Source organism: Aminobacter sp. HY435, assembly GCF_027568395.1.
Lineage (GTDB): Bacteria > Pseudomonadota > Alphaproteobacteria > Rhizobiales > Rhizobiaceae > Aminobacter.
This window is the reverse complement of sequence record NZ_JANKZL010000001.1, coordinates 320,024-332,494: the sequence shown is the minus strand read 5'-3', so window position 1 is coordinate 332,494 and position 12,471 is coordinate 320,024. Positions and strand designations below refer to the sequence as shown.

Here is a 12,471-nt window from a genome sequence, read left to right as displayed (position 1 = left end):
CCCCATCGCTGTGCGAACAGAACGCGCGGTCCTGCACGGGCCGCGCGTTTTCTTTGGCTGCTGAGAGGGTGATTCCAGAAATGGGTGTAACCTGCGGTAGTTGTTGTGAACGCGTGGCGGCACGTCATGTGCTTGTGTGACGGGTGCGGGAGAACCGGCTTGCGGGTCCCTTCAGTCGGATGCGACGGGAAGCTTCGCCGCCAGAAAAACGTTGTCGGCAGGCGTGAGGAGAAAACATGAGTTCGACGTGGCGCATGGTTGTCGGGGCGATCGGGCTGGTAGCCCTGTCGGTCGCTTTCCTGGCGATAGTCTATATGACCGCGCCGGCAAGCCCCGAGCCCGACCTCGCGCGCTCCAGGAGTTCGGCCAAGGGCCTTTTTGCGGTGTCCATCGCGCCCGAGGCAGGGGAGCCCAGGCAAGGGGACCTGCATGCGTGGGTGGTGACGGTCAAGACGCGGCAGGGCGCGCCGGTCGAAGGGGCTGCGATCACCGTCGGCGGCGGCATGCCCGAGCATGCGCATGGCCTGCCGACCAGTCCCGAGGCGACAGCCTATCTCGGCGACGGCCGCTACCGCATCGAGGGCATGAAGTTCTCCATGACTGGCTGGTGGCAACTCAAGCTTGCCATCGCAGCGCCCTCCGGCGTCGATGAAGCCACGTTCAATCTGGTGCTGTGAGGCGATGACGCGCGGCCCGATCAGGCGCCTGGCCGTCGCATTGGCGTTTGCGGCGGCTATGGCCGGCTGCGGGCGACAGGAATTCACCGAGGCCGAAAAGCGGACGATCGCGTCGATGTCGCTGTCGGCACTGGCGCCGCTGCCGCTGGATCCGACCAATCGCTTCGCCGACGATCCGGGCGCCGCCGCGCTCGGGGCGACGCTGTTCTTCGACACCGGCATGAGCCGCGACGGCAATGTCGCCTGCGGCACCTGCCACAAGATCGACCGGCAGTTCCAGGATGATCTGCCGCGCGGCGTGGGTGTCGGCGAAACCAACCGGCGAACCATGCCGCTGGCGGGCGTCGCACGTGATCCGTTCTTGTTCTGGGACGGGCGGCGCGACAGCCTGTGGTCACAGGCGTTGGCGCCGCTCGAAAACCCGCTGGAGCACGCCGGCAACCGCGCCGCCTATGTCCACTATCTCAAGCGCCGCTTCGGCGAACGCTACGAACGGATTTTCCGGCCTCTGCCCGATCTGACGGGTGTGCCGGCCAATGCCGGGCCGTTCGGTACGCCGGCCGAGCAGGCCGCATGGGCTGCCTTGAGCGACACCCAGCGGGACGGCGTCAATATGGCTTTCGCCGACATAGGCAAGGCGATCGCCGCCTTCGAGCGTGCGCTGGTGCATCCGCCAACACGCTTCGACCGCTTTGCAGATGCCCTCGCCAAGGGCGCCGCTCCGGCCGGCGACGCGGCGCTGTCGGAAGAAGAGCAGGCCGGCCTCAGGCTCTTCATCGGTCGGGCGAACTGCTCGACCTGCCATACCGGGCCGCGCTTCACCGACAATCATTTCCACAACACCGGCGTGCCGCCTGTTGCCGGGCTGCCGGCCGATCGGGGTCGGATTGCAGTCGTCGAGGAGGTTCTGGCCGATCCGTTCAACTGTTTCGGCAAGCTCCGCGATGGCGGTGAAGAAGCCTGCGGCGAGCTGCGTTTCATGCAAAAGAGCGCGCCGGAACTGGTGCGCGCTTACAAGACCCCGTCATTGCGTGGTGTGGCCGACCGGGCGCCCTTCATGCATGCCGGCCAGTTCGCGACACTCGAAAAGGTGCTCGATCACTATGTCGGCGCGCCAGCCAGCGTTGAAGGCGAGACCGAGATACATCCGGTGGCTTTGTCCGAGCGCGAGCGCGGGGCCCTGGTGGCGTTCCTCAAGACGCTGAGCGAATAGCGCTCACCTGTCCTTGACCGTCTCCATCGCCACGAAGGTCGATGTCTGGGCGACATGGGGCAGGGCGGATATGCGCTCGCCGAGCACGCGCCGGTAGGCGGCGATGTCCTTGGTGCGGACCTTGAGCAGGTAGTCGAAGCTCGCGGCCATCATGTGGCACTGTTCGATTTCACGAACTGCATGAATCGCCCGGTTGAACTCTTCGAGTGCCGCCGAGCGGGTGTCGGAAAGCTTGACCTGAACGAAGGCGACGTGTCCTTCGCCCATGCGCTCGCTGTCGATGACCGCCTGGTAGCCCTTGATGAAGCCGTCCTTTTCCAGCCGTTTGACCCGCGCCTGCACAGGGGTCTTGGAAAGTCCGACTTTTGTGGCAAGCTCTGCCATCGACAGACGCCCGTCGCGCGAAAGCGCGAACATGATGTTCCGGTCGATGCGGTCTAAATGGTCTTCATTCATGAGTGTGGCAGCTCAGATGGGTGCTTATTTGCGGATATCGTAGTCCAATTGAGTTGCCAAGTCGAATTCTTTGGGCCGGCTATATTTCGGTCCCCGTGCTAGTTCTCGACCAAAGGCTCGGCGGCGAGTTGCGCCGGGCGTAGCCTCAACCCGCTCCACAGGACTGCCATGCCCGCGCTCGACTCCATCCGCAAGGAAATTCGTGCAAACTATCTGCCAGACGAGGCCGAAGCCGTGCAGAGGCTGGCCGCGACGGCTGCCCTTTCCCCCGATGACCGCAAGGCGATTTCCGCCCGTGCGGCGGATCTGGTACGCGCTGTGCGCGGCGAGACCGACCCCCGGCTGATGGAAGTCTTCCTCTCGGCCTACGGCCTGTCGACCAAGGAAGGCGTGGCGCTGATGTGCCTGGCCGAAGCGCTTTTGCGCGTGCCCGACACCGAAACCATGGATGACCTCATCGCCGACAAGATCGCGCCGCACGACTGGTCGGCGCATTCGGGCGGTTCGAGCTCGATCTTTGTCAACGCCTCGACCTGGGCGCTGATGCTGACCGGTCGCGTGCTCGACGAAGGCGAGGGTTCGATCGAGCGCACGCTGCGTTCGATGGTTCGCCGTCTTGGCGAACCGGTCATCCGCAAGGCGGTGGCTGCCGCGATGCGCGAAATGGGCGAACAGTTCGTGCTCGGCCGCACCATCACCGAAGCGGTCAAGCGCGGCCGTTCGATGATCCAGAAGGGTTATCTCTATTCCTTCGACATGCTGGGCGAGGCCGCCCGCACCGAAGCCGATGCCCTGCGCTACCATCGCGCCTATGCCGAGGCGATCTCCTCGCTCGACAATGGCACCAACGGCCCGGACATTCGCTACAATCACGGCATCTCGGTCAAGCTGTCTGCCCTGCATCCGCGCTACGAGGTCTCGCACAAGGACGAGATGCTGCCGGTCATGGCCGAGCGCCTGCTGTCGCTGTGCCTGGCCGCCAAGCAGGCGCGCATGGGGCTCAACATCGATGCCGAGGAAGCCGACCGGCTCGATCTGTCGCTCGACGTCATCGAGCGTGTACTGGCCGACCCGCAGCTCGAAGGCTGGAACGGTTTCGGCGTGGTCGTGCAGGCTTACGGCCCACGCACGGCGTTCGCCATCGACTGGCTTTATGCGCTGGCCAACAAGCTCGACCGCAACATCATGGTGCGGCTGGTCAAGGGTGCCTATTGGGATACCGAGATCAAGCGCGCGCAGACGCTCGGCCTGCCAGGCTATCCCGTCTTCACGCGCAAGGCCAACACCGACGTCTCCTACATGGCCTGCGCCCGCAAGCTGCTGTCGATGACCGACCGTATCTACCCGCAGTTCGCCACCCACAACGCGCATACGGTCGCCGCCATCCTGTCGATGGCTACGGACCGCACTTCGTTCGAGTTCCAGCGCCTGCATGGCATGGGCGAAGCCCTGCACGAGACGGTGCGCAAGGCCGAGGGAACGCGCTGCCGCATCTATGCGCCCGTCGGCGCGCATTCCGATCTGCTTGCCTATCTGGTTCGCCGGCTGCTTGAGAATGGCGCCAACTCGTCCTTCGTCCACCAGTTGACCGATGAGGACGTGGCCCCCGAGGATATCGCCCGCGACCCGCTTGAAACCGTCGAAACGCAGGGTTCCGCCTCCAATCCGTCGATCCCTGTGCCTTCGGCGATCTTCGGCGCCGGACGCAAGAACGCCAGGGGCTGGGACATCACCGATCCGGTGACGCTGGACGCGCTCGACAAGGCCAAGGACAACTTCAAGGGCGCCGACAGGTGGACGGCCAAGCCGATCACCCGCGCTGCCGGCTACGGCGCCTCGCGCAAGGTGGTCAACCCGGCCAAGCCTTCCGACATCGTCGGCACGGTCACCGAGGCTGCGGCCAAGCAGGTGGACACCGCCGTGCGCATCGCCGTCGAGGCGCAGCCGGCCTGGGCAAGGAAGCCGGTCGCCGAGCGGGCCGCCATCCTGCGCCGCATCGCCGACCTCTATGAAGCGAATGCGGCCGAGTTCTTCGCCCTTGCCACCCGCGAAGCCGGCAAGTCGCTGGCCGACGGCGTCGCCGAAGTCCGCGAGGCGGTCGACTTCCTGCGCTACTATGCTGCCGAAGCCGAGAAGGCCGAGGCAGGTACCCAAGCGCGCGGCGCCATCGTCTGCATCTCGCCGTGGAACTTTCCGCTCGCCATCTTCACCGGGCAGATCGCGGCGGCACTCGTCACCGGCAACTCGGTGATCGCCAAGCCCGCCGAACAGACACCGCTGATTGCAGCACGTGCGGTCGAGATGATGCGCGAGGCCGGCGTGCCCGAGGACGTGATCCAGCTCCTGCCGGGCGACGGCCCGACTGTCGGCGCGCCGCTGACGGCCGATCCGCGCATCGGCGGTGTCTGCTTCACCGGCTCGACGGAAGTTGCCAAGCTGATCGAAAAGCAGCTGGCCGAGACGGCCGCGCCCGACGCGATGCTGATCGCCGAGACAGGCGGTCTGAATGCCATGATCGTCGATTCCACTGCGCTGCCCGAGCAGGCGATCCGCGACGTGCTGGCCTCGTCGTTCCAGAGTGCTGGCCAGCGCTGCTCGGCGCTGCGCGTGCTGTATGTCCAGACCGATGTCGAAAAGAAGATGATCGACATGCTGAAGGGGGCGATGGATGCGCTCTCCATTGGCGACCCGTGGCTGCTGTCGACCGACGTCGGCCCGGTCATCGACGAAGACGCGCAGGCCTCGATCCGCGAGTATTGCGAAAAGATGGAAGCCAAGGGCAAGCTGGTTGCCAAGCTTGAGGCGCCCGTGGACGGCCGTTTCGTCGCTCCGCACGTCTTCCGCGTCAAGGGTATCGAAGAGATGGAGCGCGAGGTGTTCGGGCCGGTGCTGCATGTGGCGACCTTCGAGGCCGACGAACTCGACAACGTCATTGCGGCGGTCAACCGCAAGGGCTACGGCCTGACCTTCGGCCTGCACACCCGCATCGAGGGCCGCGTCCAGCACATCGTCGACGGCATCCATGCCGGCAACATCTACGTCAACCGCAACCAGATCGGCGCCGTCGTCGGCTCGCAGCCTTTTGGCGGCGAGGGGCTGTCGGGCACCGGGCCCAAGGCCGGCGGACCGCACTACCTCCGTCGTTTCCGCAAGTCGCCCGAGGCGAGCGCGGTGTTGCCTGAAGGCCGCAAGGTCACCGCGACCGAGCTGGTCGACAATCTCGTCGATGCCGGCGAATGGGCGACGCGGCCGGACCGTATCGCCGTCCTGCGCAAGCATCTGCGCGGCAAGGGTGCCGCGGCGATCGCGGCTGCGGCGGGCATCGACTTCGGCCAGGTCGACCTTCCCGGGCCGACGGGCGAGGCAAACACGCTGTCGCTCAATCCGCGCGGTCGCGTGCTGTGCCTTGGACCGGATGCGGAGACGATGCTCGCCCAGGCGATTCAGGCGCTTGCCGCCGGAAACTCGGTGCTTGCGGTCGCTCCCGGCGCACCGGCAGCCGTTCATGCCCTTTTGGGCAAGAACTTGCCGATCGCCGCCATTGACGGCCGACCCGATCCGGTGGAGGCGCGGTCGCTCGATGTCGATGTGGTCGCTTATTCGGGGACGGACGAGAGCATGCGTATCGTCCGCAAGGTGATTGCCGAGCGCAAGGGGCCGATCGTGCCGCTGGTCAGCGAAGTGATCTATCCTGTCGCCTACGCGCATGAGCGCGCGGTCTGCGTCGACACGACCGCAGCCGGTGGCAACGCCAGCCTGCTGGCGTCCGCCTAAGAGAAAAGGGGCAGGTCAGACCTGCCCCTTACTCGATTTCTTCCGGTGCGCAACCGAAGCGCAACTGCGGGCGAGGTCGGTCATGCCGTTCAGGCGCCTTCGACGACCGAGAAACCCTCGAACTGCGGATGGCCGACATAGGAGGCCTTGGAGGAGCCGGCATTCTTGTGCGCGTTGCGGAAATTCTCCGACTTGGTCCAGGCGACAAAATCGTCCTGGCTGGCCCAGACCGTGTGCGAAGCGTAGAGCGTGTAGCCCTCGGCTTCGTTCGCAGGGCCGCGCAGCAGGTGGAACTCACGAAAGCCCTTCATCTCGTTGAGCGAGGAGTCGCGGTTCTTCCAGACGTCCTCAAAGGCGGTCTCGGAGCCGTTCTGTACCTTGAAGCGGTTCATGGCGATGTACATGGCATTTCCTCTCAACGGATCTTGCGTTGCGCTGTCATCTGTGTCCGAGCCCTGCGTAGGGTATGACATTGTCCCCGGCGCTGTCTGCGGATGGGTTCGGTCCCGCTTGCGAGACGGAGCGACCCCGATAGTCTGCCATATCGGCACAAGGGCAGGGGAGGCAGGAGCATTTTGCGCTCCTGCTTCACCCGCTAGCTACATCGCCATCGCCGCGGTCAGAGAACGGAGCAATGACGCTGTCCTGGCCATTTCGATCAGCCTCCGAAGCGCATGGTTGCGCCGAACTTCAGCGTCAGGCCGGGTTCATAGACGATCGACGTGGTGGTCGCGTTGAGCGGGTTCGCATACTTGACGTCGAACAGGTTGTCGGCGCGGAAGTCGAGACGGAAGTTGTCGTTGACCTGGTAGTTGGCGAAGACGTTCACAAGGGTGTAGTCCTCGGCGTAGCGAGCGCCATCGGGCGCGCCATTGTACTGGACCTCGCCGCCGAAGGTGAGCGCCTTGTTCTCGAGCATGCGGAAACCAAGGCTCGCGGTAACCTGCGACGACGGGTTCGAGACCAGACCGGCGCGTACGCCGGCATATGTCACGGTGTAGCCGTCGGTGACCGAAGCGCTCAGGCCGGTGAAGAAGTGTCCGGCGTCGTACATGGCCTCGAGCTCGACGCCGTCGATCTTGGCGTTGGCGAAGTTCTGGTACTGCGAGCAGATCGGCACCATCGGATTGAACATCGGGCAACCGCTGCCGGGCACGTGCGCGGACAGCGTCCGGCTGCCGATGTAGTCGCTGACGTCGTTGTTGAAGTAGGCCGCCTTCAGGCGCAGGCTGTCGTCTTCATAAAACAGGCCATCACGCTTGTAGTTGACGCCGAATTCCCAGGTCTTGCTCGTTTCCGGCTTGAGATTGGGGTTGGGCAGGAAGGGGAAGGCAACGCCGTTCGGGTGGATGCCGCTCATCAATGTTTCGGTGATGCTCGGCGAACGATAGCCTTCGGCGTAGGTGCCGTACAGCTGCAGGCCCTTGAAGGCGTCGGCGCTGAATGGCGACACGCCAACGGTGATGCGTGGCGAGACGCGATCTCCCGAGCTTTCGGCGCTTTTGCCATCGAGGCTGTAGCTGTCGTAGCGAAGCCCGCCAATGACCTCCAGCCATTCGTCATATGAAATCTTGTCCTGGACATGCAGGCCCCAGAGCGAGCGCTTGCCCGAAGGCGTGTAGACGTTGGCGCCGCCGTTGCCAGAGACCGTCTCGACGTCGTCGGAGACCCAGTCGCCGCCGTAGGTCAGCTCGTGATAGAGCGCGCCGGTGTCGAAGCGCGATGTGTTCCAGATGTCGAGGCCGTGGGTCTTGAGGTCATAGGCGGCCGTCGATCCTGCCGGCACGATGACTGGAGCGCCGGTACTGGCATCGAACTGCGGCGTGTCCTTGAGAAAGGTCTGGTCGAGATTCGCCATGTTGAGCGAACCGTTGATGTGCAGGTCGAGCCAGCTGTTGTCCTCGTCGGTGACGTTGTAGCGGGCTGTCAGCGTGTTCTGCTTGAGCTTGGAATTGTAGGCGTCGAGGCCTTCGGTCCATTCATTGTCGGCGCCGACCCAGCCGAGCTTGAGTTCGCTGTTGTCGGTCGGGCGGATGGTCGACTTGAGCTGCCCACTCAGCACGTCGAAGCCGCTGCCGCGAACTTCCTTGCCGCCGCCATCGGTGTAGTTGCCGTAGTCGCGATAGACGATGTTGCCCAGAACATCGAACGCCTCATTGAACTTGTACGCGCCGGTCGTGCTTGTGGTCCAGCCGTTGCCGTTGGACTCATACCTGCCGGTGGTCGACGCTGCCCAGGTCTCGCCATCCTTGAGGAAATCCTCGGCATCCTTGGTTTCGAAGGTGACGACGCCGCCGATGGCTCCGGAACCATAGGTGTTGGAGACCGGGCCGCGAATGATGTCGACCTGCTGCACCAGATCCGGATCGATCCAGAACACGCTCTGAGTCCCGTGGCCCGAGCGCTGGAAGTTCTGGCGCGCGCCGTCGACGATCACAGCCACGCGACCGAAATCCTGCAGGCCGCGGATGTTGATCGTGGACAGCGATCGCTTGGAGTCGGTCTGCGTGACGACGCCGGGCACGCCGAAAAAGATGTCCTGCGGGGTCGTCGCCATGCGGCGTTCAAGCGGCTCGCCGCCGATGTGGCTCACCGAAGCCATGGTGTCGATCGGGGCTTCGCCCGTGCGTGTGATGAAAACAAGCCTGTCCAGCAGTGTCACCGAACTCGCATCTACCGGTGTCTGGTTCAGCGGCTGACCCGCCTGAGTTCCGCTGCCAGTCGCGGTCGCAGCCTGTTGTGCGCTCGCTGCCAAAGTTCCAGCCAATACCAGTGCAGCCGCTCCGCCCAACAGAGCAGCCTTGTTCCGAGCAAACAGCCCCATGTCCCAACTCCAAATGTCCCTGCGCTGGCTCGCGTGGTGCTCGCTGGCAATTTTTCGTCTGCCCGGTGCGTGTTAAATGTTGACTCGATTGCTCCGGTATTGCACTGACTAATAAACATGAATGTTTGAGTCAACTAATTGATTTGAACAAAACGGGCCCGATCGGCTGAGCCGGTGCGGGAAAATGGAACAAGGAGTGGAATGAAATGAATTCGCACAATCCGAACCATTTCCGTTCAGGCCAATTCCGGCAGGGTTACCGGCGCCCGGAAGGCCAGATTGCACCACGTCCTACGGCCGGCACGCTGGCCGTCAGGACGCTGGCCAGCGAGTCGCTGTTCCTCGGCGATTTCGAGATCGGCATCGACCACGGCGGCGCCCTCTACCGCCTCAAGATTACCCGTCAGGGCAAGCTCATTCTCAACAAATAGGTGTTTCGAAATGGACCAGCGCGTAAGGCCCAACCCACACGAAATCAGGCGGGCGCGAATCGACAACCCGAAAATGCGCGAGCGCGATCTCGCCAGCCAGCTCGGCATCTCTGAAGCCGAACTGGTCGCCGCGCATTGCGGCGAGGGTGTCGTTCGCATCGAGCCGCGCGTCAATGACCTGCTCGCCGGCATTGAGGCGGTCGGCGAAGTCATGGCGCTGACGCGCAACGACAGCGCTGTCCATGAAAAGATCGGCGTCTACGACAAGGTGGTGCCGGGCAAGCACAATGCCATGGTTCTGGGCGAGCAGATCGACCTGCGCATCTTCCCGAGCAACTGGATCCATGGCTTTGCCGTCGAAAAGAGCGACGGCGCGGAAATCCGCCGCAGCCTGCAGTTCTTCGACGCCGCAGGCACTGCCGTTCACAAGATCCATCTGCGTCCGGCGTCCAATCTTTCCGCCTACCAGAAGCTGGTCGAATCGCTTGTCAGCGAAAACCAGGACCCGGCTATCGCCATCGTGCATCCGGTCGTTGAAAAGCCTGCCGCTGAAGAAGGCGTCGATGTCGCGGAGCTTCGCCAGCGTTGGAGCACGATGACCGACGTGCACCAGTTCTTCGGCATCTTGCGTTCGCTCAAGCTCGGTCGCCAGCAGGCGATGCGGATGGTCGGCCGCGACTATGCCTGGACGCTGGCAAACGACGCGCTTGCAACCGTGTTCCATCAGGCGGCCGAGAGCGGGCAGCCGATCATGTGTTTTGTCGGCAATCACGGCTGTATCCAGATCCATTCCGGCCCGATCGAAAACGTCAAGCCGATGGGGCCGTGGATCAACGTGATGGACGAGACCTTCCACCTGCATCTGCGCCTCGACCACGTCGCCGAGTTGTGGGCGGTGCGCAAGCCGAACACGGACGGCCATGTCACTTCGATCGAGGCTTATGACGCCAACGGCGAGATGATCATCCAGTTCTTCGGCAAGCGGAAGGAAGGCCAGAGCGAACGCGACGACTGGCGCGGCCTGGTCGAGGCACTGCCAAGCGCCCCGCAGCAGGACGCGGCATAAGGAGAACGATGATGTCGACTACCCAACGGCTGGCACGCGCAGCCGCATTAGGCCTGTCGGTCATGCTTTCAGCCACCGCGGTCGGTTTCGCCGAAGAAGGCGCAAGCGTCCTTGCCGACAAGTCGCGCGTCGCGTCTGTCGGCGGCTCGATCACCGAGATCGTCTATGCACTGGGCGAGGAGGGCAAGCTCGTTGCCCGCGACTCGACCAGTGTCTATCCGGAGGCGGCTTTCAAGTTGCCCGACGTCGGCTACTTGCGGGCGCTGTCGCCAGAAGGCGTGCTGTCGGTCAATCCGTCAGGCATCCTGGCCTTGCAGGGCAGCGGGCCCAAGGAAGCCATCGACGTGCTCAAGAAGGCGAGCATTCCGTTCATCGTCGTGCCCGACGGGTTTTCCCACCAGGGCATCCTCGACAAGATCCGCGTCGTCGGCAAGGCGCTCGGCGCCGACGCCAAGGCCGAAACACTGGCGGCGGAAGTCGACAAGCAGCTTGGCGAGGCCGAAGCCCTGACCACGGCGATCCCGGCGGGCGAGCGCAAGCGGGTCCTGTTCATCCTGAGCATGCAGGGCGGCAAGATCCTTTCTTCGGGGAGCGATACCGCGGCAGCCGGCATCATCGCCCTTGCCGGCGGGGTCAACGCGGTCGAGGGCTTTTCCGGCTACAAGCAACTGACCGACGAGGCTGCGATCACCGCCAAGCCTGACGTCATCCTGATGATGGACCGGGACGGAGGGCTCGCTGTCGATGACAGCGATCTCTACGGCCATCCGGCGATTGCCTCGACGCCGGCGGGCCAGGCCAAGAACCTCATCCGCATGGATGCCGCCTACCTGCTCGGCTTCGGTCCGCGCACTGCCGGCGCCGTCAAGGCTCTCGCCATCGCCTTCTACGGCGATGCTGCCAAGAAGTAAGGCCAGGCCAGTGACAGACGAAACATTCGCCGGCACGGCCGGCGAAGCCTCCCGTCATGATAGCGGCGACCGCTCGGCGCGGGCGTTGCTGGTCGTTGGCGTGCTGGCCGTGATGCTGGCGTTGACGGCGCTGTTCAGCCTGACATGGGGGGCTTCGGATGCTTCGGCATGGGGGCTGGTCAAGGATTGGTTGTTTGGCGCCACTCCCGGCCAGGAAGCGCTTTCGGCCCGTGACAGCATCATCATCTACGACATTCGCTTGCCACGGGTGATCCTCGGCATCCTGATTGGTGCGGCACTTGCCGTCTCCGGTGCGGTGATGCAGGGGCTGTTTCGCAATCCGCTTGCCGATCCCGGCCTGATCGGCGTTTCTGCAGGCTCCGGGCTCGGTGCCGTGTCGGTCATCGTGCTGGGCTCGACTGTGCTTGCGCCGTTCACCGCCTTGCTCGGAAGTTTTGCGTTGCCGCTGGCAGCCTTTGGCGGCGGCCTGGTGACGACCGTCACTCTCTACAATGTCGCGACGCGGCAGGGCCGCACTTCCATCGCCACCATGCTGCTGGCCGGTATCGCGCTCGGCGCCATGGCGGTCGCGCTGACCGGTATCCTGGTCTACATGGCCGACGACCGGCAGCTGCGCGACCTGACCTTCTGGCAGCTGGGCTCGCTGGCCGGCGCGACCTGGGGCAAGATCGCGGCGTCTGGCCCGATCATCGTCCTGGCGCTTGCCGTCACCCCCTTCCTGGCAAAGGGGCTCAACGCCCTGTCGCTCGGCGAGGCCACCGCCAATCATCTTGGCGTTCCTGTGCAGCGGCTGAAATACGTGGCCATCGTGGCCGTTTCCGGCGCCATCGGCGCTTCGGTCGCGGTCAGCGGCGGCATTGGCTTCGTCGGCATCGTGGTGCCGCACCTGCTGCGCCTCGCCATCGGTCCGGACAACCGCTACCTGCTGCCGGCGTCGGCGCTGTTGGGCGGATGCCTGCTGCTGCTCGCCGATGCGGTGAGCCGCACCATCGTTGCCCCGGCGGAGCTGCCGATCGGCATCGTCACCGCCGCTGTCGGCGGACCGTTCTTCCTGTGGATACTGCTGCGCAAGCGCGGCGTCGTCGACCTGTGACGGCA

The 12,471-nt window shown here is 64.3% G+C and carries 10 protein-coding genes; 7 read left to right on the top strand and 3 right to left on the bottom strand.

Features of this window, described 5'->3' with window-relative positions; all coding sequences use genetic code 11:
• The first annotated feature begins 236 nt into the window (after positions 1 to 236).
• A complete protein-coding gene (locus PCJ21_RS01625) occupies positions 237 to 677 on the top strand; it encodes a FixH family protein (RefSeq protein WP_269929629.1) in 441 nt (146 codons plus the stop codon).
• Positions 678 to 696: 19 nt separating this feature from the next.
• Positions 697 to 1,890 carry a cytochrome-c peroxidase gene (locus PCJ21_RS01620; protein WP_269929814.1) on the top strand — a complete coding sequence of 398 codons (1,194 nt, stop codon included), beginning with the start codon at positions 697 to 699 and terminating at the stop codon, positions 1,888 to 1,890.
• A gap of 3 nt (positions 1,891 to 1,893) precedes the next feature.
• Here the strand turns inward: PCJ21_RS01620 and PCJ21_RS01615 are convergent, their stop codons facing one another.
• Entirely contained in the window at positions 1,894 to 2,346 is a 453-nt protein-coding gene (locus PCJ21_RS01615) for an Lrp/AsnC ligand binding domain-containing protein (RefSeq protein ID WP_269929628.1), read from the bottom strand.
• A 168-nt stretch (positions 2,347 to 2,514) separates the two neighbouring features.
• Between PCJ21_RS01615 and putA the strand changes: the two genes are divergently transcribed.
• A complete protein-coding gene (gene putA, locus PCJ21_RS01610; RefSeq protein WP_269929627.1) occupies positions 2,515 to 6,120 on the top strand; it encodes a bifunctional proline dehydrogenase/L-glutamate gamma-semialdehyde dehydrogenase PutA in 3,606 nt (1,201 codons plus the stop codon).
• Positions 6,121 to 6,209: 89 nt separating this feature from the next.
• Here putA and PCJ21_RS01605 read toward each other — a convergent pair whose 3' ends face one another.
• Together PCJ21_RS01605 and PCJ21_RS01600 are read right to left on the bottom strand one after the other, a co-directional pair.
• Entirely contained in the window at positions 6,210 to 6,524 is a 315-nt protein-coding gene (locus tag PCJ21_RS01605) for an antibiotic biosynthesis monooxygenase family protein (protein ID WP_269929626.1), read from the bottom strand.
• A gap of 254 nt (positions 6,525 to 6,778) precedes the next feature.
• Entirely contained in the window at positions 6,779 to 8,944 is a 2,166-nt protein-coding gene (locus PCJ21_RS01600) for a TonB-dependent hemoglobin/transferrin/lactoferrin family receptor (protein ID WP_269929625.1), read from the bottom strand.
• A 206-nt stretch (positions 8,945 to 9,150) separates the two neighbouring features.
• Here PCJ21_RS01600 and hemP point away from each other — a divergent pair, with 206 nt between their 5' ends.
• The 4 genes from hemP to PCJ21_RS01580 are packed head-to-tail and all read left to right on the top strand — an operon-like array spanning position 9,151 to position 12,466.
• Entirely contained in the window at positions 9,151 to 9,375 is a 225-nt protein-coding gene (gene hemP / locus PCJ21_RS01595; RefSeq protein WP_269929624.1) for a hemin uptake protein HemP, read from the top strand.
• A 10-nt stretch (positions 9,376 to 9,385) separates the two neighbouring features.
• Entirely contained in the window at positions 9,386 to 10,441 is a 1,056-nt protein-coding gene (locus PCJ21_RS01590) for a hemin-degrading factor (protein WP_269929623.1), read from the top strand.
• A gap of 11 nt (positions 10,442 to 10,452) precedes the next feature.
• Positions 10,453 to 11,352, top strand: a complete 900-nt coding sequence (locus PCJ21_RS01585; protein ID WP_269929622.1) for a heme/hemin ABC transporter substrate-binding protein — start codon at positions 10,453 to 10,455, stop codon at positions 11,350 to 11,352.
• On the top strand, positions 11,336 to 12,466 hold the full coding sequence (locus PCJ21_RS01580) for a FecCD family ABC transporter permease (protein ID WP_442865937.1): 1,131 nt from the start codon (positions 11,336 to 11,338) through the stop codon (positions 12,464 to 12,466). The genes PCJ21_RS01585 and PCJ21_RS01580 overlap by 17 nt, the downstream gene beginning before the upstream one ends.
• Positions 12,467 to 12,471: the final 5 nt, after the last annotated feature.